The sequence below is a fragment of the Streptomyces sp. NPDC008313 genome (assembly GCF_042956125.1).
In the GTDB taxonomy this organism is placed as follows: domain Bacteria; phylum Actinomycetota; class Actinomycetes; order Streptomycetales; family Streptomycetaceae; genus Streptomyces.
In genome coordinates this window covers 117,433-142,272 of the sequence record NZ_JBIBFR010000004.1, presented here as the reverse complement: position 1 = coordinate 142,272, position 24,840 = coordinate 117,433, and the positions used below count along the sequence as shown (strand labels likewise).

Here is a 24,840-nt window from a genome sequence, read left to right as displayed (position 1 = left end):
CGAAAACGTAGCACCTGCCGACCGTCCCGGGAATAGGCGAACGCGCACCCGATTACCCGCTGTTGGCCGTGAGATCGACGGGATCGCGCTTTCCCTATGCCTTTTCCGCAAGGGGTCATACCTTCTCGACATACCCGTCGACAAGCATGCGTCGAATGGCTTGACTGTCCCGGAAATCGAAATACGCGATGAAATCGGGGACGGCGTGGCCGAGCACGAATCCGGAACAGTACGGAAGTGGTGGGCTTTCGCGGGTCTGGGAACGCTGAGTTTCCTGGGCTGCATCGACCTGACCATCGTGAGCACGGCGGCCCCCGTCATCCAGGACGAGCTCGGCGCGACGGTGACCGAACTCCAGCTCATCGTGAACATCTTCATCGTCGCCCTGTCCACCGGCATGGTGACGGCGGGCCGGCTCGCGGACAGCCACGGGCGGCGCAAGGTGCTCTTCGCGGGAGCCGTCGTCTTCGGACTGGCCTCCCTGTGCGCGGGTTTCGCCGCCACCCCGCAGTGGCTGATGGTCTTCCGCTTCCTTCAGGGGGCGGCCTGCGCCGTCCTCTACACCGCGACCGGGGCCCTGGTCACCGCGATCTTCCCCCCGCACGAGCGGGGAAAGGCCGTCGGATGCCTGTACGGGGTCAATGGATTCGGCCTCGCGGTGGGCCCCGTACTGGGCGGACTCCTCGTCAGCTCGGCCGCCTGGCCCTGGGTCTTCTGGCTGAACGTCCCCCTGGTCGTGGCGGCGCTGGCCCTGTGCCTGCGCACGGTGCCCGAGTCCTACGGCGAGAAGATGACCGGCGGTATGGACTGGCCCGGACTGGCACTGCTGTTCACGTCCGTGCCCGCCCTCGTCCTGGGGCTGACGCTGGGACACACCCGGGGCTGGACCTCGCCCGGGATCGTCGCTCTCCTCCTGTACGGCTGTGCCGCCCTCGTCGTGTTCGGCCGGGTGGAACTCCGGGCGCGCGACCCGCTCATCCGCTTCCAGATGTTCACCGGGCGGAACTTCCTGAGCGCCGTCACGGCGGACTTCGCGCTGGCCTTCTTCTACTGTGTCGTGCTGTTCCTGATGCCGCTGTACCTGCACACGGTGCGCGGTTTCGACGGGCACACCACCGGCCTGATGCTGCTCCCCTGCACGGCCGCCGTCGCGGTCCTGTCCCCTCTGGTCGGGCGGCTCGTCGACCGCTTCGGACCGCGGCGCCTGCTGTGCCTCGGCTTCCTCGCCTTCGCCCTGTCGGCACTGGCCCAGTCCCGCCTGAGCCCGACCACGGACCTTTCCGTCCTGGTGGCGGCGCTCGTGGCGATGGGGGTCGGCTGGGCCCTCGTACTCGGTCCCGCGACGGTCGCCGCCCTGTCCGCGGTGCCCGATCACCTGGCCGGCACGGCTGTCGGCGCCTCGTGGACCTGCCACAACCTCGGAGGAGCGCTGGGCCTGGCCGTCGGCATGGAGGTCTACCGGCGGGCGGCGATGGACGCGCTCACCGACCGGCTCGCCGGACACGGCCTCGCACCCGGTTCCTGGACGGCACAGGTGGTGGAGAACCCGCAGGACGGCCCGGCCCTCCTCCAGCGGCACACCCACCTCACGGCGGATCAGTCCGGCGACCTCTTCGACGCCGTGTTCGCCGCCGGCAGCCGCGCCGCCATGTGGCTGCTTCTCGGAGCAGCCCTGTCCGCCCTGGCCGTCATCGCCCTCGGCCTCCGCCAGGTCCCGACCGCCGCGGCGCCGGCCCAGGGTGAGAACCGGGCGACGGTCAGGCCGTCGTAGTCGCAGTCGTGGCAGACGGTCGCCACGGTGTGATCGCCTCGCTCCCGGACAGCCGCACTCGCACGTGAGCGCACGACCGCCGCGCCGGGCGGTGCCGAACATCGCCCGTCATAAGGGCACTTCCGTGGAGAAACACCCTCGCATAGAGTTGGCCTCCGCCGACGGCATCACCGCCCGGCGCAGGCACGGCCCATGGGCCGCGTCCCATGGAGCGACCGTGATCACGCCGACATCGTCGCCCGCCCCAGCTCGACGGAGTGAAGATCACCGTGTCACTGTCCCGGATGCGTCATGCCCTCACCGCCGCCCTCGTCGCCTCCGCCCTGGTGACCCTCACCGGCTGCGGAAGCGACGACGACGGCCCGCGCACCTCGGCCGCCGAGGCCACGTCCTCGGCCGAGACCGCCGACGCGGCCACCGGCGAGTCCGCCGGGGCGTCGGACGACGCTGCCGCCGACGCGGTCGAGGAGGACGACGACGCCTCGACCCTGGAGTTCCTGAAGGCCGCCGGGATCGGGGACGGCCTGGTGAACGACCTCGGCGAGGTCGGTGACGCCAACGGCTACGGCATGGACGCCGACACCGCGACCACCCTCGACCAGCGCCGCCTGTTCGCCACCACGCAGATCGGCACCTGCCGCAACGTGGCCTCCGGGCACCGTTCCTGGGACGGCGTCCAGAACTCCGACGTGGGAGGTGGCGCGAGCGAGGAACAGGCCGCCGCGATGGCCGACTTCCTGCGCGGCGACTTCTGCCCGCACGTGAAGCCGCTGAAGGAGGCACCGCTTCCGAAGCAGACCCTCGACGGGCCGGAGGAGGACGCCAAGGGAGGCCGGGGACTCGGCTCCACGGTTGCCTGGTGGGACGCCCGCTATCAGCGGGTCACGTGGTCCGAGGCGTGCGCCCGGCAGACGGGGCAGCCGATGGGCGAGCCGCTCGCCTACCGCATCGCGAAGGGCGTCGTCGTCTGCGCCGACATCCCGCCGGCGAAGAGCCTGAAGAAGCATCTCATCAGCGTCGACGTGGTGTTCGCGGCCCCGGTTCCCGCGGACCGTGCCGATGAGGTCGTCCTCTCCCTCCTCCCGGCCGACGCCACGACGATCGGCCGGAGTGACGGCGTGAACCCCGACTGGTCCCCGCTGGAAGGCGCCTGCCTGAGCAACGACTTCAACTCGGCGACGATGGAGAAGGTGACGACCGGCCTGGAGAAGGACCCCGAACCGGCCGCGCACGCCGTCTACTACTCCGACGGCGCCACCGACGACGGCGCGGTCGGCCCCTACACCGGCAAGGTCAAGCAGGCCGTCCTCGCCACCGGCACCGACGAACCCGGCTTCGACGGCGACCACTCCTGCTGACGGCACCGCCCCGGACCCGCCTTCCGCCGCACTCGGGCCGCGTCCCGGGGCCGCGCCCCGATACGCGGCGCCCGCGAACGGTGCCCGAACGGTAAGCGGTGGACGGTGGACGGTGAACGGCGGTCGGCCCGGCGGCAGTGCGCGGTGACGGAGACGGGGCCGGAGACGGCACAATGAGGCCGTGGAACCCACGAGCCGGATCATCGTCGCCCTGGACTGCGACAAGCGCGAGACCGCCTTCGCCGTCGCAGAGCGACTGGGCGACGAGTGCCGCTTCTACAAAGTGGGGCTCGAACTGCTCACCGCCGCCGGACCGGACGTCGTGAAGGGCCTCGTCTCCCGGGGCAAGGAGGTCTTCCTGGACCTCAAGCTCTTCGAGATCCCGAATTCGGTCGCGGGCGCGGTGCGTGCGGCGGGGGCGCTCGGGGTGTCCATGGTCACCGTGCACGGCATGGGCGGCGGCACCATCATGTCCGCCGCGGTCGAGGCCGCCCGCGACTTCCCCGGGCTGCGCGTGCTCGCACTGACCGTGGTCACCAGCATGACGGACGCGGACCTCGCCGACGTCGGTGTCGGTGACCGGATGGACCGGCAGGTGCTCCGGCTGGCACGGCTGGCGCGGAAGTCCGGCTGTCATGGCGTGATCGCCTCGCCCCAGGAGGTCGCGGCCCTGCGCTCCGCACTGGGGCCCGATGCCCTGATCGTCACTCCGGGGGTCGCGCTGCCCGGCGAGTCCCCGGCCGAGCACGCCCGCCCGGGCACGCCGCGTGCGGCGATCGCCGACGGGGCCTCGCACGTCGTCGTCGGCCGGGCGGTCACCCGTGCCGCGGACCCGGCCGCCGCGTTCCGCCACGTCCGGGACAGCCTCACGAGCTAGGGGACGCCCCCGGACCTCAGCCGAGCCGCCGGACCACAGCCCGAGCCGCCGGACCACAGCCCGAGCCCCCGGGCCGGGTCGCGGGCCGGTCACACCGTCTGACGTTCCTCAACGGGCCGCCGCGCAGGCGCCGTGTCGGTCACCGCGAGCCTCGGGGCGGGCCGGTTCCTGGTCGTGTGCAGCCAGGCGATGTCCCGGCCGAACGACCACGTCAGGGTGGCCAGGGCCAGCGCCACGAGTGCCGTGGTCACCGGGTGGGGGAGGATGCCGGCGCCCGCGACCAGGAGGACGATGCCCTGGAGGGCCGCCACCGTCTTGCGGGCCGTGCTCGGGGGGAGCGGGGCGTTGAGCCAGGGGAGGAACCGGGCCGCCGCCACGAAGACGTAGCGCATCGCGCCGATCGCCAGCACCCACACGCCCTGGGACGCCGCCACGTACACGCTGAGGACGAGGATGAGGAAGGCGTCGACCTCCATGTCGAAGCGGGCGCCGAGGGCCGAGCAGGTGCCGGTGCGGCGGGCCACCTTGCCGTCGACGCCGTCCAGGATCAGGGCGACCGCCGTCAGGCCGACCAGCAGCGTCACCGGCGGTGAACTCCGGAAGGAGTCGGCCACCAGCGCGGTGACGCCGCCGACGAGGGTGGCGCGGCCGAGGGTCACCCGGTTCGCCGGGCCGAAGGAGCGCGGGCGCGAGCGGCGCAGGGCGCGGTTGAGGACCGCCCAGGTGGCGAGAGCGAAGGCCAGGCCGGTGAGCCAGCCCGCCGGTCCCATGCCGATCGCCGTGCCGAGGAGGGCCAGGAGCAGCAGTTGCACACCGGCTCCCAGGGCCGTCTCCTGCTGCACGAGCCTTGCGTCGTACGTGTTGTTCAGGGCCACCGCGCACCTTCCGTGCCTGATCCGTGCCTATGACAGAGTCGGGTCGATCAACGCCGCGTACCGTTCGGCGCGGCCTGCACGACTCCGTACGTGAACAGCACCCCGAACGTTCAGCAGGAGGAAGTCATGGACCGCACCGCACGCGCCTTCTGGACCGGCTCACCCGGCCACGGCGAGATACGCGACGTCGTCCTGCCCGAGCCCGCCGACGGCGAGGTGCTCGTACGCGCGCTCTTCTCCGGCGTCAGCCGGGGCACCGAGACCCTCGTCTTCCGCGGCGGCGTGCCGCAGAGCCAGTACGCCGCGATGCGGGCACCGTTCCAGGAGGGCGACTTCCCCGGGCCCGTGAAGTACGGGTACCTGAGCGTCGGCGTGGTGGAGGAGGGGCCGGCCGCGTTGCTGGGGCGGACCGTGTTCTGCCTCCACCCGCACCAGACGCGGTACGTCGTCCCGGTGAGCGCCGTGACCGTCGTACCCGACTCCGTGCCCGCCGGACGGGCCGTCCTCGCCGGGACCGTCGAGACCGCCGTCAACGCCCTCTGGGACGCCGCCCCGCTGATCGGCGACCGGATCGCCGTCATCGGCGGCGGCATGGTCGGCAGCTCGGTCGCCGCCCTCATCGCCCGCTACCCGGGCGTCCGCGTCCAGCTCGTCGACGCCGACGCCTCACGCGCCGGGATCGCCCGCGCCCTCGGCGTCGGTTTCGCGCTCCCCGAGGACGCTCTCGGCGACTGCGACCTCGTCGTGCACGCCAGCGCCACCGAAGCCGGTCTCGCGCGCGCCCTGGAGCTGCTCACCGCCGAGGGGACCGTCCTCGAACTCAGCTGGTACGGCGACCGGCGGGTGAGTCTGCCGCTGGGCGAGGCCTTCCACTCGCGGCGGCTCGTCGTCCGCAGCAGCCAGGTCGGCACCGTCTCCCCGGCCCGGCGCGGCAGCCGCACCTACGCCGACCGGCTCGCCCTCGCCCTCGGACTGCTCGCCGATCCCGCCCTCGACGCGCTGGTCACCGGCGAGTGCGCCTTCGAGGAACTGCCGCGGGTAATGGGGGAGTTGGCGTCCGGCATGATCACCGGGCTGTGCCATCGGGTGGTGTACGGGTGAGGGCGCGCGGGTGAGGGGTGAGGGGACCGACGGACGGACAGGCACGGGGCGAGCACACCACCCCCGTGCCCGCCGCGTGCGGCGCCCACCGTCACGGCTGTCCCGCCCGACCCGCCCGACCCGCCTGACCTCCGAAAATTGGTGCGGCGGGCGGCTGAACACGGAGTACGGGCCGGCCGTACTACACGGCACGGCATGCCCCGGAAGGGGATCAGAGGTACCCCGGCAGGGGATCAGACGCACCGCACCTGGAGGGTCGTCCGTTGTTCAGCATCACCGTCCGCGATCACCTGATGGTCGCCCACAGCTTCCGCGGCGAGGTCTTCGGGCCCGCCCAGCGCCTGCACGGAGCGACGTTCCTGGTGGACGCCACCTTCCGCCGACGCGAGCTCGACGACGACAACATCGTCGTCGACATCGGCCTGGCCACGCAGGAACTCGGAGCCGTGGTGAGCGAGTTGAACTACCGCAACCTCGACAACGAGCCCGCGTTCGCCGGAACCAACACCTCGACGGAGTTCCTGGCCAAGGTCGTCGCCGACCGCCTCGCCGACCGCGTGCACGCCGGAGCGCTGGGCGAGGGCGCGCGCGGTCTGACGGGCATCACGGTCACCCTGCACGAGTCGCACATCGCCTGGGCGAGTTACGAGCGTGAGCTGTGAACCCCATGAGCACCGTGAGCCCCGGCGACGCCCTCCGCACGCCCGGGCCGGCCGCCGGCCGGGCGCACCGCACCCCCGTCCCCACCCACCCCGTGGAGATCATCCCGATGTCTCTGCGCTCCGTGCACTTCGTCATGCCCGGCGGGGTCGACGACCCCACCGCGCCGAGCGGCGGCAACGCCTACGACCGCCGCCTCTGCCTCGACCTGCCCGGCTTCGGCTGGCAGGTCCAGCGGCACGCCCTCGCCGGTGACTGGCCCCGCCCCGGCCCCGCCGCCCGCTCCGACCTCGCCCGTACGCTGAGCGAACTCCCGGACGGCGCGGTCGTCCTGCTCGACGGACTCGTCGCCTGCGGCGTCCCCGAGGTCGTCGTCCCCGAGGCCGAACGGCTCTGCCTGGCCGTACTGGTCCATCTGCCGCTCGGCGACGAGACGGGCCTGGAGCCCTCCGTGGCCACCGAGCTGGACGCGCTGGAGCGGACGACCCTGCGGGCCGTGTCCGCCGTCGTCGCCACCAGCGACTGGGCCGCCCGCAGGCTCGTCTCCCACCACGGACTCGCACCCGACCGGGTCCACATCGCCACCCCCGGCGCCGACATCGCCCCCCTCGCCCCCGGCACCGACGGAGTCTCCCGGCTGCTGTGCGTGGCGGCCGTGACCCCGCGCAAGGGCCAGCACCGCCTCGTCGAAGCCCTCGCGGCGGTCACCGACCTGCCCTGGACCTGCCTCTGCGTCGGCGGCCTCGGACAGGACCCGCGGTACGTCGCCGGACTGCGCGCCCTGATCCGGAAACGGGGCCTCGAGGACCGGCTGAGCCTGGCCGGACCGCAGGCGGGAGCCGAACTCGACGCCAGCTACGCCGCGGCCGACCTGATGGTGCTCACCTCGTACGCGGAGACGTACGGCATGGCGGTCACCGAGGCGCTCGCGCGCGGCATCCCCGTCCTCGCGACGGACGTCGGCGGGCTCCCCGAGGCCGTCGGACGCGCCCCCGACGGCGGCGTCCCGGGCATCCTCGTGCCCCCGGAGGACCCGGCCGCGCTCGCCGCCGAACTACGCGGCTGGTTCGGTGAGGCAGACGTGCGCCGCCGTCTCAAGGCGGCCGCCCGTGGACGCCGGGCCGCGCTGGACGGCTGGGCGACGACGGCCCGCAGCCTGGCGGGCGTGCTGGGCCGGTTGCGGCACGAGCCCCGGAGGGCGGCGTGAGTACGAGGACGAGGAAGGCCGGGGCGGCGCGCCCGCCGGGTGTTCCCGGCCAGGAAGCGGAGGGCCCCCTGCCCGGCGCCGGTGGAGGAACGGCGGCGGCCGACGGCTCCGGGCCCGACGCCGACGCGGGCGACGTCCCCCGTTACGCGCCGCGCTGGCTCGAACTGCGCGAGAGCGCCGACGCCTCCGCCCGCGCCCGCGAACTCCTCGACCCGCTGCGCGTCCGGCTGACGAACCTGCCGGGGCGCGCCAAGGGCCTGGTGATCCACGACCTCGGCTGCGGCACCGGTTCGATGGGCCGCTGGCTCGCCCCGCGTCTCGACGGCGCCCAGCACTGGGTCATGCACGACCGCGACCCGTATCTGCTGCACTTCGCCACGGCGGGCGCGCCCCGCGCCGCCGCCGACGGGAGCCGGGTCACGGTGACCACGCAGCGAGGCGACCTCGGGCGGCTGACCGCGGACGCGCTGGCCGGGGCCTCGCTGGTGACGGCCTCCGCCCTGCTCGACGTCCTCACCCAGGACGAGATCGACACGCTCGCCGCGGCCTGCGCGGGCGCCGGCTGTCCGGCCCTGCTGACGCTGTCCGTCGTGGGACGGGTCGAGCTGGCCCCGGCCGATCCGCTGGACGCCGAGATCGCCGAGGCGTTCAACGCCCACCAGCGGCGCGGTGACCTGCTCGGCCCGGACGCCCTCAGCGCGGCCTGCGACGCCTTCGGCCGGCACGGCGCGACCGTGCGGGTACGGCCGAGCGCCTGGCGGCTCGGCCCCGAGGACGCGGAACTCGCGGGGGAGTGGCTGCGGGGCTGGGTCGCGGCGGCGTGCGAGGAGCGGCCCGGGCTGGCGCCGCGCGCCGAGGCGTATCTCCGTGACCGGCTGACGGCGTGCGCGGCGGGCGAGCTGGATGTGACCGTCCACCACAGCGACCTGCTGGCGTTGCCCGGACCGGCGGGGAGCACGTCGTGAAGCCGCCGACGGGGGCGGTGGCCCTGCGCGCCCACCTCGGCACGCTCGCCGGCGCGGCCATCCTCGGCGTCCTGCTCTGGCGGCTCGGCACCGGCGTCTTCCTCGACGGACTGCGGAGGGCCGACACCCCCGCCCTCCTCGCGGCGCTCGGACTCGGCCTGCTCACCACGGTGTTCAGCGCCTGGCGCTGGTGCCTCGTGGCGCGGGGCCTGGGCATCCGGCTGCCGCTCGGCACGGCCGTCGCCGACTACTACCGCGCCCTCTTCCTGAACGCCGCGCTGCCAGGCGGCGTCCTCGGTGACGTGCACCGGGCCGTACGGCACGGGCAGAGCACCGGCGACGTCGGCCGGGGCGTCCGCGCGGTGGTGCTCGAACGGACCGCCGGCCAGGTGGTGCTGGCGGTGGTCGGTGTGACGATCCTGCTCACCCGGCCGTCCCCGGTCCTCACCCGGACCAGGCACGCGGTCCTCCTCCTGGCCGTCGTCTCGGTCTGCGCGGCCGTGACCGCGGGCGCGACCCGCAGGCTGAGGACATCCAGGACCCCCGTGGCGCCCGGGTCGCCCGGGGAGCCCAGGACGGCTCCCCGAGGCGGAGCGGTCCGCGCCGGGCGTGCCGCACGAGCCGTGCGCGCCCTGCTCACCGAGGCGCGCGGCGTGCTGCTCGCGCGAGGCAGCTGGCCCGGTGTGCTGCTCTCCTCGCTGGTGGTGCTGGCGGGGCATGTGGCGATGTTCCTGCTCGCCGCACGGGCGGCGGGGTCGGCCGCGTCACCGGCCGAGCTGACGCCGCTCGCCCTGCTCGCGCTCATCGCCATGGGGCTGCCCCTCAACGTCGGCGGCTGGGGCCCCAGGGAAGGCGTCACCGCGTGGGCGTTCGGAGCGGCGGGACTCGGCGCCGGCATGGGGCTGACGGTCGCCGTCGTCTACGGGGTGCTGAGCCTCGCGGCCTGCCTGCCGGGCGCCGCCGTGCTGATCGTCCGCTGGTACGCCGGGCTGCGGCCACCGCGAGCGGAGCGGGCCGGCGCGTCCGCCGTCACGGACACCGGCCCGTCACCCGTACCCGCATCCGTACCCGCATCCGTACCCGTACCCGAACCCGAATCCGTACCCGTACTCGGAGCCGTGCCGGTGTCCGAGGGCGGCGAGCCCCGGTTCTCCCGCTCGCCCCCGCCCCGCCGCCTCACGCCCACGCGAACGGTGTCACCCCTGACGCCACCGCTCGTGCCCGTGACCTCATGTCAGGAGTGATGCTCCCCGCCCGCTGTCCCCTTCTCCGATGTGAGCAGCGAGACATACGCTCCGAAGGAAGCGACCAGCCCCGCCAGAAGCTCTTTCCCCTTCTCCGCCGAGGCCAGCGAAGGACGGCCTATCACACCGGAATCCGTGTACGCGGCCATACCGAGGGTGAGGAGATGACGGCGGTCGTCGGCGAGGAAATCGGAGGATTCGTAGCCGGGCCGGACCAATTCGGGATGGGTGTGCAGAAGAATGGAGGTCTCGATTTCCCCCGCGTGCATATCGCTCAGCAGGCTGGTCCGCACGCCTGCCTTCTCCCGTGCCGCCTCCCAGTCCTCGGCGGCGGGAAAGAGCGCCATGCGCGTACCACTGCCGCCGGATTCCTGAACGACGTTCCCCAGTACGTAGTTTCCGCCGTGGCCGTTGACCAGTACCAGTGCGTCGACGCCCGACCGGCGGAGCGATTCCGCTATATCCCGTACCACCGCGTGGAGGGTGACGGAGGAGATGCTGACGGTCCCCGGCCAGTCCGCGTGCTCGTGCGAGCAGGCGATGGTCACCGGAGGGAGGAGGTGCACCGGATACGCGGCCGCGACCTCCCGGGCGACGGCACAGGCGATCAGCGTGTCGGTCGCCAACGGAAGAAAGGGACCGTGCTGCTCGAAACTGCCGACCGGAAGCACGGCGACCTGTCGTGACACCCCGGCGCCGCGCACGCGTACGTCCTCCGTGGTGTCGACCGGCAACAGACCGGATACCGTCGGCTGCGTTCCCGAACCACTCATGTTCTCACGGCCTTTCGACTCTGCTTAGGAACCAGATCATGACAGACAACCTTGGCGCACTCGGCGGGAATGACCGATTCACGGGCGTGGAACGGATCGTGATAGCCCCCCTGCCCACCGTGTACGGCGATTTCCATGCCGTCGGATATCTCGACCACGACCGTGGCGAGGAACAAGTGGTGCTGGTGTACGGCGCCTTGGACACCCTGGGCGAGGGCGACATTCTCGCCCGGCTGCATTCGGAGTGCCTCACCGGAGACGCCTTCGGCTCCACGCACTGCGAATGCGGAGAGCAACTCGCGGCGGCGCTGCGGGCGATCGCGGCGGAAGGCCGGGGCGTCCTCGTCTATCTGCGGGGCCACGAGGGCCGGGGCATCGGCCTGCTCGCGAAGCTGCGGGCCATGAAGCTCCAGGCGGAGGGACTGGACACGGTCGAGGCCAACCTCGTCCAGGGACTCCCGGTGGACGCCCGCGACTACCGGGTGGCGGCGGAGATGCTGCACGACCTCGGCGTGAAGTCCGTACGCCTGCTGTCCAACAATCCGCGCAAACGCGAGTCGCTGCTGCGCCACGGCATCGAGGTCGCCGAACAGGTGCCCCTGCTCATCGCCCCGTGCGAGGAGAACCTCACCTACCTTCTGACCAAGCGGGAACGCCTCGACCACTACCTTCCCCACCTGGACGGCGGTGCCTGGCCGCAGGTCGTCCTCGCGGGCCCCGCACGGACGGCCGCCGTCGAGGACTAGGCCGTGCCCGGCGCGTCCGCCCGGCCGGTCCACGACGTGCGCTCAGCGCGTCCGGTCCGCCGCGTGTGCTCAGTGCGGCCGGTCCGCCGCCACGGCTCCGTGGGCCAGCCGCCGTACGTCCTCGATGACGGACGTCGCCGGGTTCGGGCGCAGTTGCGTCAGGAACTGCACCGTGAGGTCCTGGCGCGGAGTGATCCAGAAGGTCGTGCTGCCCGCCCCGCTCCAGCCGTAGCTGCCCCGGACGGTCGGTGAGCGGGTGATCCCCGGGTCGGTGACGACGGAGACTCCGAGGCCGAAACCGACGCCGGTGTTGTCCGGCAGCCGGTGGACGGGGCTGCCGAAGGTGTACAGGTCGGTGCCGCCCGGGAGGTGGTTGGAGGTCATCGTGTCCACCGTTTCGGGGCGCAGCAGCCGCACCCCGTCGAGTTCGCCCCGGCCGCGCAGCAGTTCCATGAAGCGGTGGTAGTCGTGGGCGGTGGCCACCAGGCCTCCGCCTCCCGACAGGAAGCGCGGACGCTCGTGAACGGGGAGTCCGGCGACCGGCCTGATCCCTCCCCGGCCGTCGTCCGCGTACATCGTGGCGAGCCGTCCCGCCTGCCCGGCCGTCACCTGGAAGCCGGTGTCCTCCATGCCGAGCGGTCCGAGGATCCGCTCGGCGAGGAACACGTCGAGGGAACGGCCGGAGACGACCTCGACCAGACGGCCGAGGACGTTGGTGGCGACCGAGTAGTTCCACTGCGTGCCCGGGTCGAACTGGAGCGGCAGACGGGCGTAGACGTCGCAGCTCTCGGCCAGGTCCGCCCCCGGAGGCCCGGCGGACTCCACGCCGGCGGCACGGTAGAGCGCGTCGACGGGGTGGGACTCGTAGAAGCCGTAGGTCAGTCCGGCGGTGTGGGTCAGGAGATGGCGGACGAGGAGGGGGCCCGCCGCGGGACGGGTGACCATCTCCTCGCCGCTCCCGCTGACGAAGACCCGCGGGGCGGCGAAGGCGGGGAGATGGCGGGACAGCGGGTCGGTGAGCCGGAGGCGTCCCTCCTCCCACAGCATCAGCGCGGCGACGGACACCACCGGCTTGGTCATCGAGTGGATCCGCCACACGGTGTCCGTCTCCACGGGCAGCCGGGCCTCACGGTCGCGGAAGCCGTACGTGGTGAGGTGGGCGACGCGGCCGTGGCGGGCCACGGAGACCAGGTAGCCGGGCAGGCGGCCGGTGTCGACCAGCCGGGTGAGGTGCTCGTCGAGGCGGCTCAGCACCCCCGGGTCGAGTCCGGCCTCGCCGGGCTCCGTCTCCTGCCGCAGCTGTGCCATCGCGCTCCTCCCGCCGTGGGGCCCGCCCTCAGGATGCCGTGCGGGCCCCGGAACCGCCCGCCGCCGGGGCCCGCCCGCCGCCGTCCGCCCCGGTGGCCCGGCGGCCCGGGAGCCGCGCGGCCGGCAGGGCCCCGGCCGCGGCCAGCGCCGCGAGGACGGTGAGCGCCGGGCCCGTCGCGACACCGCTTCCCGACGACATGAGGGTGGTCGCCGCCGCGACTCCGAGCACCGGCCCCACGTTCATCGCCGTCTGCTGGAGCCCGCCCGCGACCCCGGCCGCCTCCGCGGGCGCCTGCCGGACGACGACGGCCGTCGCGGTCACCATCACGGTGCCGAAACCGGCTCCCAGCAGCAGGAAACCGCCGCCGATCGACGCGTCCGCCGACGCCGGGCCGAGCCGGGAGAGGATCAGCACGCCTGCGGCGAGGAGGACGATTCCCCCGAGGGTCGTGCGGCGCGGGCCCTGGCGGCGCAGGAGGACCGCGGCGGCCGGAGCGGCCGGGACCATCGCCACGGGGCCGGGCAGCGCCCTCAGCCCCGTCCCGAGCGCGTCCAGGCCGATGACGTCCTGCAGGAGATACGTGCCGGCGAACAGCGTGCCCATCATCGCCGCCGACGCGACGACCAGGACCGTCAGCGCCGACCCGACGGCCGCCGACCCGAGTACGGCCGCCGGGACCAGCGGGCTCGCCGCGCGCCGCTCGTGGCGCGCGAACGCCGTCGCCGTGACCGCGGTCGCCACCAGCCCGAGCACCGTCCCGGCCGTCCAGCCGTCCTCGGGTATGCCGACGAGCGTGTGCACCAGGAACACCAGGGCCGTCGCGAGCAGACAGGCGCCGGGCAGGTCGAGCGGCGCGGCACCGGGCGCGCGGGGCGGAGCGACCGGGGCGTCTCCCCGCTCCGGCCGTCGCCGGACGGCGAGGGCGAGCACGCCCATGGCGAGCGCGGGCACCACGTTGAGGAAGAACACCGCGCGCCAGCCCAGCTGGGACACCAGGACGCCGCCGACCAGGGGCCCGGCGGCCGCCGCCAGGCCGATGGCGCTGGTGCGCAGCGCGATCGGCATGCCGAGCCGGTCCGGCGGATACGCGGCCCGCAGCATCCCGAGCGTGGCCGGCTGCAGCAGCGCTCCGAACACCCCCTGCACGACCCGCAGTCCGACGACCCAGCCGACATCGGGCGCCAGCCCGATGCCAGCCGACGCCGCACCGAACCCCAGGATGCCGATCGCGAAGATCCGCTGGTGCCCGTACCGGTCGCCGAGTCTGCCCGCGAAGACGAGCAGGCTCGCCACCGCGATCAGATAGCCCGTACTGGTCCACTGCACCTGCGCGAAGCCGGCGTGCAGATCCCGTTGCAGCGTGGGCTGCGTGATGGCCAGTACGGTGCCGTCCAGGGCCACGATCACGGCTCCCACCACGCTGCTCGCCAGCGTCACGCGGCGGTGCGCGGCGGCCCCCGTCATCGCTCCCGCCCCAGGTGCGCGTCGAGTGCGGCGTCCAGCAGGGGTACGAAGTCGTCGGCGCCCGTGGTGAGCGGGAGGGAGCCCCAAACCCACAGCTGGGCGATCCCGTACAGGTTGGCCAGGAGCGCGCCCGCGACGATCCGCGCGTCGGCCTCCGGCCGGGCCCGGCCGACCAGGTCCACCAGGGTCCCGGAGAGCGGCAGGCTCGCCTCCCGCAGCCCCAGGGTGCCGCTCTCCAGCAGGTCGTGCCGGAACATCAGCTCGTGCATGCCCCGGTTGCCGAGGGCGAAGTCCAGATAGGCGCGGGACAGCGCCGTGAGCTGGGCACGGGGGCTCGCGGTGCCGTCGCCGACCGCCGCCTCGCCCCTGGCGGCCAGGTCCGCGAAGCCGCGGCGCGCGATGGCGGAGAGCAGCTCCAGGTGGGTCGGGAAGTAGCGGCGGGGGGCGCCGTGCGAGACACCGGCCCGGCGTGCGATCTCGCGCAGGGACAGAGCCTGCACCCCTTCGGCGGCCACCAGCTCCACGCCGGTCTCCACCAGACGGTCCCGCAGTCCTGTCTCCTGCTGCTCGTGCTCAGTCATAGACAGTGTCTACCAGCAGTGGGTAGACGCTGTCTACCAGCTATGGGGCTGTCCAGGAAGGAGAGGGGTGGCCGAATGGCGAGGCGGGGGAGGGGCGTGCCTGGAATGCGGCCGCGGGCGGTGGCGTTACCGTCGTTCATGACTCAGGACGAAAGCGCCTTGCTGCAGCTGCTCTCCGAGTACGACGGCGGAGTGCTCGTGACGCTCAAACGGGACGGCAGGCCCCAGCTGTCCAACGTGAACCACGCCTACTACCCCGACGAGCGGACCGTACGGATCTCCCTCACCGACGACCGCGCCAAGACCCGCAACCTGCGCCGGGACGCCCGGGCCTCGTACCACGTGACCAGCGCCGACCGGTGGGCGTACACCGTCGTGGAGGGCACGGCCGACCTCACGCCCGTCGCCCGGGACCCGCACGACGAGACGGTCGAGGAACTCGTCCGGCTCTACCGGGACGTCCAGGGGGAGCATCCCGACTGGGACGACTACCGGGCGGCCATGGTCCGCGACCACCGCCTGGTCCTGCGCCTGCGGGGGGAGCGCGCGTACGGCATCCCCGCCGCGCGCTGACGCCTCCGTCCGGCCCGGAGCGGGTCCGCGAACGCGTCGCGGGGACGGGCTTGTGCCGCCCGTCCCCGCGTCCGAGCGGCACCGTGCGGCACGAGGCCGCGCGGGATCAGAGGTCGAACTCGTACGGCGGCAGGTCGAGGGCGAAGCAGGCCTCGCGGACCACGGCCTGCTCCGTCTTGTCGAAGTCGCCGTCGGCGCCGCCGATGACAATGCCGATCTGGACCACGGCACGCGCCTCCGCGGGCTTCTTCTTCGCCTTGGCGATCTCCTGCAGCACGCTGACCTTGCCGAAGGCGAAGTCGGCGGTCAGCTTGTTCAGGTTGTCGTCGAAACGCCGCTGGAGGTCTGCGGCGGGGAAGTTCTGCAGCACCTCGTTCGTGGCGATGAGCTGGGCCACACGCTGACGCTCCGACGGGTCGATCGACCCGTCGGCGGCGGCGACGAGCGCGCACATCGCCATGCTCGCGTCACGGAAGGCGCCGCTCTTCAGGTCGTTCTTCTTCGCCTCGAGCTGGGTCTGCATCGTCGACGCGGACTCCTTGATGCGGTCCCACAGGGCCATGAGGTTCCAACTCCATCTGTCGTAAGTCGTGGATCTTGAGTGAGAACTGACGGCCGGGCCCGGAAGTTCCCGCGGGACCGCACACGGCCCCGGGGTCCCGTGGGTCCTGTGCGGTCTCCGGGGTCCGCGCGGGTCCCGGAGGCTCCGGAGGGCCGGCGCCCCGCTACTTCGCCGACTCGACCGCGTGGCCGCCGAACTGGTTGCGCAGCGCCGCGATCATCTTCATCTGCGGCGAGTCGTCCTGCCGCGAGGCGAACCGGGCGAACAGCGACGCCGTGATCGCGGGCAGCGGCACCGCGTTGTCGATGGCCGCCTCGACCGTCCAGCGGCCCTCCCCGGAGTCCTGCGCGTACCCCCGCAGCTTGTCGAGGTGCTCGTCGTCGTCCAGGGCGTTGACCGCCAGGTCGAGCAGCCAGGAACGGATGACCGTGCCCTCCTGCCAGGACCGGAAGACCTCACGGACGTCGGTCACCGAGTCCACCGACTCGAGGAGCTCCCAGCCCTCGGCGTACGCCTGCATCATGGCGTACTCGATGCCGTTGTGGACCATCTTCGAGAAGTGGCCGGCGCCCGCCTTGCCCGCGTGCACGAAGCCGAAGTCACCTTCGGGCTTGAGGGCGTCGAAGACGGGCCGCACCTTGGCGATGTCCTCGGCGGCGCCGCCCGCCATGAGCGCGTAGCCGTTCCGCAGGCCCCAGACACCGCCGGAGACACCGCAGTCGACGAAGCCGATGCCCTTGGCACCCAGCTCCGCCGCGTGCTTCTCGTCGTCCGTCCAGCGGGAGTTCCCGCCGTCCACCACGGTGTCGCCGGAGGCCAGGAGGCCGCCCAGCTCGTCGATGACGGACTGGGTCGGCCCGCCGGCCGGGACCATCACCCAGACCACACGGGGGGCTTCGAGCTTCTCGACCAGGTCGGCCAGGCTCGACACGTCGGACAGGCCGGGGTCGCGGTCGTAACCGATGACGGTGTGGCCGGCGCCACGGAGGCGGTCGCGCATGTTGCCGCCCATCTTGCCGAGGCCGATCAGACCGAGCTGCATGTCATCACTTCTTTCACGGAGTGCGGTGAGCGAAAAAGGGTCAGGCGCGGGCGGCGGCGTCCCCGCCGCCGTCCCCGTACAGGGCGACGGCGTACATCTCGTCCGCGTCCAGGCGGCGCAGCTCCTCGGCGATCAGCTCGGCGGTGCTGCGCACCTTCAGCGCGAGGGTCCGCGAGGGCTGGCCGGGCAGCGACAGGGTGGCCAGCGGGCCCTCGGGGCGGTCGATGACGATCTCGCCGTCGGCGGTGCCGAGGCGGACGGCCGTCACGACCGGCCCCGCGGTGACGATCCGCTCGACCGTGACGCCGAGGCGGGCGCCGAGCCAGCGGGCCAGCAGCTCCGCGCTCGGGTTCTCGGCCTCGCTCTCCACGGCGGCCGAGGTGATCGCCGTCCGCGCCTGGTCGAGCGCCGCCGCCAGCATCGAACGCCACGGCGTCAGCCGCGTCCACGCGAGGTCGGTGTCCCCGGGCGCGTACGAGGAGACGCGGGCCTCCAGGGCGCCCAGCGGGGCCTCGACCGCGTACATGTCGGTGATCCGGCGCTGCGCGAGGGCGCCCAGCGGGTCCTTGGCCGGATGCTCGGGGGCGTCCACCGGCCACCAGACGACGACCGGGGCGTCCGGCAGCAGCAGCGGCAGGACCACGGAGTCGGCGTGGTCGGAGACCTCGCCGTACGTCCTCAGGACCACCGTCTCGCCGGTGCCCGCCTCCGAGCCGACCCGTACCTCCGCGTCGAGCCGGGAGGCCGTGCGCTCCCTGGGCGTGCGGGGGTGCCGCTTGATGACCACCAGGGTCCGCGAGGGGTGCTCCCGCGAAGCCTCCTCGGCCGCCTTCAACGAGTCGTAGGCGTTCTCCTCGTCGGTCACGATGACCATCGTCAGCACCATGCCCACGGCCGGGGTGCCGATGGCGCGGCGCCCGCGCACGAGCGCCTTGTTGATCCTGCTTGCCGTCGTGTCGGTCAGGTCGATCTTCATGGCCTGCGCCAGCTCCGTCCGTCTCGTGCGAGCATCTCGTCGGCTTCCCCGGGGCCCCAGGTGCCCGAGGCGTACTGCGCCGGCCTGCCGTGCTTCTCCCAGTACCCCTCGATCGGGTCGAGGATCTTCCAGGACTCCTCGACCTCCTCGGTGCGCGGGAAGAGGTTGGCGTCACCGAGCAGGACGTCCAGGATGAGACGCTCGTACGCCTCCGGGCTGGACTGGGTGAAGGACTCGCCGTACGCGAAGTCCATGGTGACGTCCCGGATCTCCATCGACGTACCGGGCACCTTCGAACCGAAGCGCACGGTCATGCCCTCGTCGGGCTGGACCCGGATCACGATGGCGTTCGCGCCCAGCTCCTCGGTCGAGGTGTGGTCGAAGGGGGAGTGGGGCGCGCGCTGGAAGACGACGGCGATCTCGGTGACGCGGCGGCCGAGCCGCTTGCCGGTGCGCAGGTAGAAGGGGACGCCCGCCCAGCGGCGGTTGTCGATGCCCAGCTTGACGGCCGCGTACGTGTCGGTCGTGGACGCCGGGTCGATGCCGTCCTCCTGGAGGTAGCCGCGTACCTTCTCGCCGCCCTGCCAGCTCGGTCCGTACTGACCGCGCACGGTGTGCCTGCCCAGGTCGTCCGGCAGCCGGACCGCCTTGAGGACCTTCAGCTTCTCCGTCAGCAGCGACTCGGCGTCGAAGGCGGCGGGCTCCTCCATGGCGGTGAGCGCCATCAGCTGCAGCAGGTGGTTCTGGATGACGTCGCGGGCGGAGCCGATGCCGTCGTAGTAGCCGGCGCGGCCGCCGATGCCGATGTCCTCGGCCATGGTGATCTGCACATGGTCGACGAACGACCGGTTCCAGACCGGCTCGTACATCTGGTTGGCGAAGCGCAGCGCCAGGATGTTCTGAACGGTCTCCTTGCCGAGGTAGTGGTCGATCCGGAAGACCTGGTCCGGGGCGAACACGTCGTGCACGATCTCGTTCAGCTCGCACGCGCTGTCCAGATCGTGGCCGAACGGCTTCTCGATGACCGCGCGCCGCCAGGAACCCTCCGGGGCGTCCGCGAGCCCGTGCCTCTTGAGCTGCCGCACGACCTTCGGGAAGAACTTCGGCGGTACGGACAGGTAGAAGGCGTAATTGCCGCTCGTACCGCGCGAGGCGTCCAACTCGTCGACCGACGCCCGCAGTTGTTCGAACGCGGAGTCGTCGTCGAAGTCACCCGGGACGAACCGCATCCCGTCGGCGAGCTGCTGCCAGACCTCCTCGCGGAACTCCGTACGGGAGTGCTCACGCACGGCGGCGTGCACCACCTCGGCGAAGTCCTGGTCCTCCCACTCCCGGCGGGCGAAGCCGAGCAGCGAGAAGCCCGGCGGCAGCAGACCGCGATTGGCCAGGTCGTAGACGGCGGGCATCAGTTTCTTGCGCGACAGGTCGCCGGTGACGCCGAAGATGACGAGACCCGAGGGGCCGGCGATGCGGGGAAGCCGGCGGTCGCGGGGGTCGCGCAGCGGGTTCTCCCAGTCGAGCGGAGCGGCGGCACCCGGACGCGGGGGCGTGACGGCCTGCGCCTTGCCGGCGGCACGGGACCGTCCCGCGGCACGAGGCCGCTCGGCGGAACCGGGCCCGGTCGCGGCACCCGTGTCCTCGGCGGCCCCGGAGCCGCTCGCGGCGTCGGAGGGCTTCCGCGCCCCCGGCTTCCGCGCGCCCTTCGTCTCACCGTCCCCCTCCGTGTCGTTCCCGGTGCCCGCATCGCTGCCGGGACGTGTGCTGCTGTCACTCATCTGCCCTCAACTCCCTTGCTGTCGAGCGAGCCCGGGACGGCCTCCGGGTCGGCCCGCTGCTCCTCGCACCACTCCACGGACGGCGAGGCGTACCTCGCTGATCCACGGATCCCCGATCGGAGCGGGGAGGCATCAGACGCCTTCAAGTCTAAAAGTCGGACTTTAATCGTGGAAGGTGCCCACGCCGGTGCGCCACGACCACCGTCTCCGTCGTGTTCCCGGGTACCACGAGACCACCCCGGCCATGCGGCACGCCCGCTCCCGTCCGGCCGCTCCGGGAGGGGACGCGCCGAGGGGGCGGGCCGCGCGGCCCGCCCCCTCGTCTCGCACGGGCTCTCCCGGCCCGTGTCCTCGTGCCGGATCAGTGCCCGAAGTCGAACCAGTTGACGTTGACGAAGTCCGACGGCTGGCCGCTGGTGAAGGTCAGATAGACGTCATGGGTGCCGGTGACCGCGCTGATGTTCGCCGGGATCGACCGCCAGCTCTGCCAGCCGCCCGTGTTGCCCACCGCGAAGCTGCCGACGGGGGTGCTGGTACGGCTGTCGAGGCGCACCTCGACCAGGCCGCTGATGCCCGACCCCGCGCCGCTGGCGACCCGGCCGACGAACTGGTGGGCCGCCGTCGAGCCGAAGTTCACGCCCTTGTAGAGCGCCCAGTCGCCGTTGGCGAGCGAGCCGAGGTTCTGGCCGCCGCCGGAGTCCGAGGTGGTCTCGGCGATCACGCCGCCCTGACCGTCGTAGGACTCCGCCTGGATCGCGCTGTAGGCGTCACGGTTGCCGGTCGGCGGGGGAGTGGTGCCGCCGCCGTCGTCGCCCCCGCCGCCGGACTGGAGGACCTGGACGTAGTCCACGACCAGCGGGTGGCCCGGCTCGGTCCCGCTGTCGGGGCCGCCGCCGAACGCGTCGGGGAAGCCGCCGCCCATCGCCACGTTGAGGATGATGAAGTAGCCGTGGTTCGTGGCGTTGGCCCAGGTGGTCGCGTCCACCTGGTTCTCGCGCACGGTGTGGAAGTTGACGCCGTCGAGGTAGAAGCGCATCTCCTCGACGCTGGTGGACGTGTCCCACTCCACGGCGTACGTGTGGAAGCCCGCCTGGCAGGTGGCGCCCGCACAGGCCTTGGAGCCGCCGATGCCCGAGGTCTCGTTGCACGGGCCGCCGGGGGAGGTCCCGCAGTGCATGGTGGCCCACTCGGTGTTGAGCCCCTGGACGTTCTCCATGATGTCCAGTTCGCCGATGCCGGGCCAGTTCCAGTAGTTGCCGCGGAAGGGCGCGCCGAGCATCCAGAAGGCGGGCCAGTAGCCCTTGGCGGCGGCACCCGTGACGTTCGGCATCTGGAGCCGGGCCTCGACGCGGAGTTTGCCGCCGGCCGGCGGCTGGAAGTCGGTGCGCCGGGTCTCGATGCGGCCCGACGTCCAGTGCCCGGAGGCGTCGCGGCGCGGTGTGATCCGCAGGTTCCCGGAGCCGTCGAGCGAGACGTTGTCGGTGCTGGAGGTCATCGTCTCGACCTCGCCGGTGCCGAAGCCTCCGGGCCCGCCCGGGTAGCTGGTGCCCGTCGTGTACTGCCAGTTGGAGGTGTTGACGCCGGAGCCCGAGGCGCCGTTGAAGTCGTCGACGAACACCTGCGACCAGCCGGAGGGCGGCGTGGGCGCGGAGGCGTTGGCGGGCAGGGTCGCGGCCGCGGCCGCGACCGCCGTCACCGCCAGCGTGGCGGTGACGGCGAGCAGGGCGCGCCGCAGGGGACCGCGGCCGGTGACGCCACGGGTCCTGCCGCGTCTGACCGGTGTGCCGGAAGTTTCACTCATGGGGGCCTCTCGGTACGGGTGTGGGGGTGCGGGGAGTTGTGCGGCACTCCGAGCGCCGTTCGCCTGCGTTCCGCATGGGTCCGTCTGCGTCCTGCCTGCGTTCCGGCTGGGCCGGGACGGTGATTCGACTGCATGGTGAGAGCGCTCTCAAGAATGTCGCGCCGGACAATGTGCTCCCCGTCACCTCCGCCGTCAAGAGGTAAAACCGAGAAACTCCTTGCGTGGTCCGGGAGTTCACCCCGTGAAGACGCGCAGGCGCCGGCTGTCTCGCCCGGAAGGCTGTTCGATCACGTGTCGGACACGGGGCCGCTGGAGGGTGCGGGCTCGGGGGAGCCTGCGGGCATGGCGCAACGCGGGGGATGTCTGCTGAAGGGCTTTCTGGCCGTCATGGTGTCGGCGCTCGTCCTTGTCGTGGGTGTGATCGTGAGTGTGACGGTGTCGTTGCGGACCGGCGAGGGGCGGGCCGATGACCGGATGCGGGACCAGGTGAGGGAGCACGCGCGGCACACCCGGGACGAACTGGCCCGGGGAGCGGCGGACGGCAGGCTGCTCGACACGGAGATCGACCGGGCGGCCGGCGGCCAGTGGAAGCGGTCGGCCGCCGACGTGCGCGGCCGGGGGCGGCACATCACGCTCACCGTGTCGTTCCGGGAGGCCGGCGGCGGCTGGTTCGGCGGCCAGGCCTCGGGCTGCTACCGCTATGAGGTCGACTCGCGCGCCGTGTCGTTCGACAGCATTCCAGAGGAGACCTGCCGGGCGCTGCCGCCGCCGCGGCGCCGTGCTCCCGAGGCGGTCGCCGCGGACGTGGTGGTCGAACTGCGGGCCGCCCTGAAGCGCGGAGGACCGGACGGGGCCCGTTCCGCGCCGGTCTGGACGACACCGGGCATCGACGTCGAGGACAGCGAGGTCACCGAGGGCGGACTGACCGTTCTCGCCTGGCTGGACGACGCCGGTCCCGGAGTCCGGGTCTGCTACGGGTTCCGCGCCCGGACCAGTACCCGTACCGTCACCGCCGAGCGGCTGAAGCCCGGGGGGTGTCACCGGCTCCAGCGCGAACGGGAGGCCCGCGCGGAGGCGAGCGGCGCACCGCACTGGAGGCGAGCGCACGGAAGGTCCAGCACCGGCTCGACGACAGGGCCGCGGACGGGCGGCTCACCGACGCCGAGGTGCGCCGGGCCCTGGCCCTGCCGAGGACGGACTCGATGGGTTCCCCGGCGACCGGCGACCCGGTCGCCGTCCCCGCCCGTACGGAGCGGTCGTCGGGCCGGGTCACCGTCGTGGCCCGGGTGAACGCCCTGGACCAGACCGTGTGGGCCGAGGGGTGCTACGCGTTCCGTGCCGACCTGGCGCAGCGGTCCGTCACCCGCCGGTATCTGACGGGCACCGACTGCCTCGGCGGGGGCTCCTGACGGAGGCGCACCGGACGGAGGGGCGGGCGGAGCCGACGCGGCGTACCGGGCGGCGCGGGGGAGGAGCGCGCCCCGAGCCTGTCCCGCCGACCGGTCCGGCCCAGCCCGGACCAACCCGGACCGGCCCAGCCCGTCCCGGCCCGGCGCGGTCGGCGGTCCCCGCCGTCGGCAACTATCGTCGGCAGCGACGATCCGGAGCTCGTGCCGCCGCACCGGGGCCGACGCTCCCGCTCACGGCCGTCGGCCGTCGCCGGCGGCCCCGGACCCGCGAAGGCGGTAGTTGCGTGAAGCTGACGATTCTCGGCGGTGGCGGATTCCGGGTGCCGCTCGTGTACGGGGCACTCCTCGGGGACCGGGCCGAGGGCCGGGTCACCCGGGTCGTCCTGCACGACCTGGACGCGGGGCGGCTGGCGGCCGTCGCCCGGGTCCTGGCCGAGCAGGCGGCGGCCGTGCCCGACGCACCCGGGGTGGAGGTCACCACCGATCTCGACGAGGCGCTGCGCGGCGCGGACTTCGTCTTCTCCGCGATCCGGGTCGGCGGTCTCGAAGGGCGGGCGGCGGACGAACGGGTCGCCCTCGCCGAGGGCGTCCTCGGCCAGGAGACGGTGGGCGCGGGCGGTATCGCCTACGGGCTGCGCACGGTGCCCGTCGCCGCCGACATCGCCCGGCGTACGGCCCGCCTCGCCCCCGACGCCTGGGTCATCAACTTCACCAACCCGGCGGGCCTGGTCACCGAGGCCATGGCCCGGCACCTCGGCGACCGCGTCATCGGCATCTGTGACTCGCCGGTGGGGCTCGGACGGCGTATCGCCCGTGTCCTGGGCGCCGATCCCGCGCAGGCGGAGGTCGACTACGTCGGGCTCAACCACCTCGGCTGGGTGCGCGGGCTGCGTGTCGCGGGACGGGACGAGCTCCCGCGCCTTCTCGCCGACCCGGTGCTGCTCGGCTCCTTCGAGGAGGGCCGGCTCTTCGGCGCGGACTGGCTCCGGTCCCTGGGCGCGGTGCCCAACGAGTACCTGCACTACTACTACTTCAACCGGGAGACGGTCCGCGCCTACCAGGAGGCGGAGCGGACCCGCGGGGCCTTCCTCCGCGACCAGCAGGCGGGGTTCTACGAGCAGGTGAGGCGCCCGGACGTCCCGGCGCTCGCGGCGTGGGAGCGTACCCGCGCCGAGCGGGAGAGCACGTACATGGCGGAGAACCGGGAGGCGGCGGGCGCCGGGGAGCGCGAGGCCGAGGACCTCTCCGGCGGTTACGAGAAGGTGGCGCTCGCCCTGATGCGGGCCATCGCCCGCGACGAGCGCACCACGCTCATCCTCAACGTCCCCAACCGGGGCACCCTCGCGGCGCTCGACGCGGAGGCGGTCGTCGAGGTGCCCTGCCGCGTCGACGCGGGCGGCGCGCACCCGGTGGCCACGGGCCCGCTGCCGGACCACGCCACCGGACTGGTGTGCGCGGTCAAGGCCGTCGAGCGCGAGGTGCTGTCGGCGGCCGAGTCCGGGTCGCGTGCCACCGCCGTGAAGGCGTTCGCGCTGCACCCGCTGGTGGACTCGGTCAACGTCGCCCGCCGTCTCCTCGACGGCTACCGGGCGACGCACCCGGGGCTCGCCTATCTCACCCGGTGAGGCGGAGGGCGCGGGGGCGGCGTCGGAGGATCCCCGGCCGTCCGCCGGACAGGCCCCGCGCGGGACAGGCCCTCGCCGAACAGGCCCCGCGCGGGACGGGGCGCGGCGGCCGGGTGCCCGGCAGGGCTCGGCCGGTCACGCCGGCC

General features: G+C 73.1%; 23 protein-coding genes. 13 read left to right on the top strand and 10 right to left on the bottom strand.

Annotated elements, in window-relative coordinates; all coding sequences use genetic code 11:
• Positions 1-205: 205 nt before the first annotated feature.
• The 3 genes from ACFY93_RS07225 (at position 206) to pyrF (ending at position 4,006) form a co-directional block, all read left to right on the top strand.
• Positions 206-1,771 carry a DHA2 family efflux MFS transporter permease subunit gene (locus ACFY93_RS07225; RefSeq protein ID WP_391354359.1) on the top strand — a complete coding sequence of 522 codons (1,566 nt, stop codon included), beginning with the start codon at positions 206-208 and terminating at the stop codon, positions 1,769-1,771.
• Between the two features lie 269 nt (positions 1,772-2,040).
• The gene (locus ACFY93_RS07220; RefSeq protein ID WP_391354357.1) at positions 2,041-3,129 is read left to right on the top strand and encodes a hypothetical protein; all 1,089 of its coding nucleotides are present in this window, start codon (positions 2,041-2,043) and stop codon (positions 3,127-3,129) included.
• Between the two features lie 181 nt (positions 3,130-3,310).
• Complete coding sequence (gene pyrF, locus ACFY93_RS07215) at positions 3,311-4,006, top strand: orotidine-5'-phosphate decarboxylase (RefSeq protein ID WP_391354355.1); 696 nt, start codon at positions 3,311-3,313, stop codon at positions 4,004-4,006.
• 89 nt (positions 4,007-4,095) lie between these two features.
• Here pyrF and ACFY93_RS07210 read toward each other — a convergent pair whose 3' ends face one another.
• Positions 4,096-4,881, bottom strand: coding sequence for a CDP-alcohol phosphatidyltransferase family protein (locus tag ACFY93_RS07210; protein ID WP_391354353.1), 786 nt, complete (start codon positions 4,879-4,881; stop codon positions 4,096-4,098).
• 126 nt (positions 4,882-5,007) lie between these two features.
• Between ACFY93_RS07210 and ACFY93_RS07205 the strand changes: the two genes are divergently transcribed.
• The 5 genes from ACFY93_RS07205 to ACFY93_RS07185 all read left to right on the top strand — a co-directional run bounded on the left by ACFY93_RS07205 (position 5,008) and on the right by ACFY93_RS07185 (position 10,058).
• The gene (locus ACFY93_RS07205) at positions 5,008-5,982 is read left to right on the top strand and encodes a zinc-binding alcohol dehydrogenase (RefSeq protein WP_391354352.1); all 975 of its coding nucleotides are present in this window, start codon (positions 5,008-5,010) and stop codon (positions 5,980-5,982) included.
• Positions 5,983-6,245: 263 nt separating this feature from the next.
• Positions 6,246-6,644, top strand: coding sequence for a 6-carboxytetrahydropterin synthase (locus ACFY93_RS07200; RefSeq protein WP_391354350.1), 399 nt, complete (start codon positions 6,246-6,248; stop codon positions 6,642-6,644).
• A gap of 107 nt (positions 6,645-6,751) precedes the next feature.
• The gene (locus ACFY93_RS07195; protein ID WP_391354788.1) at positions 6,752-7,849 is read left to right on the top strand and encodes a glycosyltransferase; all 1,098 of its coding nucleotides are present in this window, start codon (positions 6,752-6,754) and stop codon (positions 7,847-7,849) included.
• Positions 7,846-8,814 carry an SAM-dependent methyltransferase gene (locus ACFY93_RS07190; RefSeq protein WP_391354349.1) on the top strand — a complete coding sequence of 323 codons (969 nt, stop codon included), beginning with the start codon at positions 7,846-7,848 and terminating at the stop codon, positions 8,812-8,814. The genes ACFY93_RS07195 and ACFY93_RS07190 overlap by 4 nt, the downstream gene beginning before the upstream one ends.
• A complete protein-coding gene (locus ACFY93_RS07185; RefSeq protein WP_391354348.1) occupies positions 8,811-10,058 on the top strand; it encodes a lysylphosphatidylglycerol synthase domain-containing protein in 1,248 nt (415 codons plus the stop codon). The genes ACFY93_RS07190 and ACFY93_RS07185 overlap by 4 nt, the downstream gene beginning before the upstream one ends.
• Here ACFY93_RS07185 and ACFY93_RS07180 read toward each other — a convergent pair.
• Entirely contained in the window at positions 10,049-10,831 is a 783-nt protein-coding gene (locus ACFY93_RS07180) for a creatininase family protein (protein WP_391354347.1), read from the bottom strand. The genes ACFY93_RS07185 and ACFY93_RS07180 overlap by 10 nt on opposite strands.
• A gap of 38 nt (positions 10,832-10,869) precedes the next feature.
• Here ACFY93_RS07180 and ribA point away from each other — a divergent pair, with 38 nt between their 5' ends.
• Positions 10,870-11,577, top strand: a complete 708-nt coding sequence (ribA, locus tag ACFY93_RS07175; RefSeq protein WP_391354345.1) for a GTP cyclohydrolase II — start codon at positions 10,870-10,872, stop codon at positions 11,575-11,577.
• Between the two features lie 69 nt (positions 11,578-11,646).
• Here the strand turns inward: ribA and ACFY93_RS07170 are convergent, their stop codons facing one another.
• Genes ACFY93_RS07170 through ACFY93_RS07160 form a run of 3 tightly spaced genes read right to left on the bottom strand, consistent with a single transcriptional unit; the run spans position 11,647 to position 14,931 of the window.
• Positions 11,647-12,885: a serine hydrolase gene (locus tag ACFY93_RS07170; RefSeq protein WP_391354343.1), complete on the bottom strand. Its 1,239-nt coding sequence runs from the start codon at positions 12,883-12,885 to the stop codon at positions 11,647-11,649.
• A gap of 28 nt (positions 12,886-12,913) precedes the next feature.
• On the bottom strand, positions 12,914-14,350 hold the full coding sequence (locus ACFY93_RS07165; protein ID WP_391354341.1) for an MFS transporter: 1,437 nt from the start codon (positions 14,348-14,350) through the stop codon (positions 12,914-12,916).
• Positions 14,347-14,931, bottom strand: coding sequence for a WHG domain-containing protein (locus tag ACFY93_RS07160; RefSeq protein ID WP_391354340.1), 585 nt, complete (start codon positions 14,929-14,931; stop codon positions 14,347-14,349). The genes ACFY93_RS07165 and ACFY93_RS07160 overlap by 4 nt, the downstream gene beginning before the upstream one ends.
• A gap of 138 nt (positions 14,932-15,069) precedes the next feature.
• Here ACFY93_RS07160 and ACFY93_RS07155 point away from each other — a divergent pair, with 138 nt between their 5' ends.
• A complete protein-coding gene (locus tag ACFY93_RS07155) occupies positions 15,070-15,504 on the top strand; it encodes a TIGR03618 family F420-dependent PPOX class oxidoreductase (RefSeq protein WP_391354339.1) in 435 nt (144 codons plus the stop codon).
• 106 nt (positions 15,505-15,610) lie between these two features.
• Here the strand turns inward: ACFY93_RS07155 and ACFY93_RS07150 are convergent, their stop codons facing one another.
• From ACFY93_RS07150 to ACFY93_RS07130, 5 genes are all read right to left on the bottom strand, one after another.
• Positions 15,611-16,066 carry a TerB family tellurite resistance protein gene (locus ACFY93_RS07150; RefSeq protein ID WP_391354337.1) on the bottom strand — a complete coding sequence of 152 codons (456 nt, stop codon included), beginning with the start codon at positions 16,064-16,066 and terminating at the stop codon, positions 15,611-15,613.
• Positions 16,067-16,229: 163 nt separating this feature from the next.
• Entirely contained in the window at positions 16,230-17,108 is an 879-nt protein-coding gene (gene gnd, locus ACFY93_RS07145; RefSeq protein ID WP_391354336.1) for a phosphogluconate dehydrogenase (NAD(+)-dependent, decarboxylating), read from the bottom strand.
• 40 nt (positions 17,109-17,148) lie between these two features.
• The gene (gene opcA, locus ACFY93_RS07140) at positions 17,149-18,084 is read right to left on the bottom strand and encodes a glucose-6-phosphate dehydrogenase assembly protein OpcA (protein WP_391354335.1); all 936 of its coding nucleotides are present in this window, start codon (positions 18,082-18,084) and stop codon (positions 17,149-17,151) included.
• The gene (zwf, locus tag ACFY93_RS07135; protein WP_391354333.1) at positions 18,081-19,859 is read right to left on the bottom strand and encodes a glucose-6-phosphate dehydrogenase; all 1,779 of its coding nucleotides are present in this window, start codon (positions 19,857-19,859) and stop codon (positions 18,081-18,083) included. Before zwf ends, opcA begins: the two co-directional genes overlap by 4 nt.
• A 361-nt stretch (positions 19,860-20,220) precedes the next feature.
• Positions 20,221-21,660 (bottom strand): carbohydrate-binding protein, encoded by a 1,440-nt coding sequence (locus ACFY93_RS07130; RefSeq protein ID WP_391354331.1) that lies wholly within the window; start codon positions 21,658-21,660, stop codon positions 20,221-20,223.
• A gap of 342 nt (positions 21,661-22,002) precedes the next feature.
• Here ACFY93_RS07130 and ACFY93_RS07125 point away from each other — a divergent pair, with 342 nt between their 5' ends.
• From ACFY93_RS07125 to ACFY93_RS07115, 3 genes are all read left to right on the top strand, one after another.
• Positions 22,003-22,950: a hypothetical protein gene (locus ACFY93_RS07125; protein WP_391354329.1), complete on the top strand. Its 948-nt coding sequence runs from the start codon at positions 22,003-22,005 to the stop codon at positions 22,948-22,950.
• On the top strand, positions 22,947-23,069 hold the full coding sequence (locus tag ACFY93_RS07120; protein WP_391354328.1) for a hypothetical protein: 123 nt from the start codon (positions 22,947-22,949) through the stop codon (positions 23,067-23,069). The genes ACFY93_RS07125 and ACFY93_RS07120 overlap by 4 nt, the downstream gene beginning before the upstream one ends.
• A 284-nt stretch (positions 23,070-23,353) precedes the next feature.
• On the top strand, positions 23,354-24,694 hold the full coding sequence (locus ACFY93_RS07115) for a 6-phospho-beta-glucosidase (RefSeq protein ID WP_391354326.1): 1,341 nt from the start codon (positions 23,354-23,356) through the stop codon (positions 24,692-24,694).
• Positions 24,695-24,840 lie beyond the last annotated feature (146 nt).

Coding starts and splice junctions, on each gene's coding strand:
- ACFY93_RS07205 (WP_391354352.1), top strand. CDS start 5,008: ATGGACCGCACCGCACGCGCCTTCTGGACCGGCTCACCCGGCCACGGC.
- ACFY93_RS07195 (WP_391354788.1), top strand. CDS start 6,752: ATGTCTCTGCGCTCCGTGCACTTCGTCATGCCCGGCGGGGTCGACGAC.
- ACFY93_RS07180 (WP_391354347.1), bottom strand. CDS start 10,831: ATGAGTGGTTCGGGAACGCAGCCGACGGTATCCGGTCTGTTGCCGGTC.
- ribA (WP_391354345.1), top strand. CDS start 10,870: ATGACAGACAACCTTGGCGCACTCGGCGGGAATGACCGATTCACGGGC.
- ACFY93_RS07170 (WP_391354343.1), bottom strand. CDS start 12,885: ATGGCACAGCTGCGGCAGGAGACGGAGCCCGGCGAGGCCGGACTCGAC.
- ACFY93_RS07165 (WP_391354341.1), bottom strand. CDS start 14,350: ATGACGGGGGCCGCCGCGCACCGCCGCGTGACGCTGGCGAGCAGCGTG.
- ACFY93_RS07160 (WP_391354340.1), bottom strand. CDS start 14,931: ATGACTGAGCACGAGCAGCAGGAGACAGGACTGCGGGACCGTCTGGTG.
- ACFY93_RS07155 (WP_391354339.1), top strand. CDS start 15,070: ATGACTCAGGACGAAAGCGCCTTGCTGCAGCTGCTCTCCGAGTACGAC.
- ACFY93_RS07150 (WP_391354337.1), bottom strand. CDS start 16,066: ATGGCCCTGTGGGACCGCATCAAGGAGTCCGCGTCGACGATGCAGACC.
- gnd (WP_391354336.1), bottom strand. CDS start 17,108: ATGCAGCTCGGTCTGATCGGCCTCGGCAAGATGGGCGGCAACATGCGC.
- opcA (WP_391354335.1), bottom strand. CDS start 18,084: ATGAAGATCGACCTGACCGACACGACGGCAAGCAGGATCAACAAGGCG.
- zwf (WP_391354333.1), bottom strand. CDS start 19,859: ATGAGTGACAGCAGCACACGTCCCGGCAGCGATGCGGGCACCGGGAAC.
- ACFY93_RS07130 (WP_391354331.1), bottom strand. CDS start 21,660: ATGAGTGAAACTTCCGGCACACCGGTCAGACGCGGCAGGACCCGTGGC.
- ACFY93_RS07125 (WP_391354329.1), top strand. CDS start 22,003: ATGGCGCAACGCGGGGGATGTCTGCTGAAGGGCTTTCTGGCCGTCATG.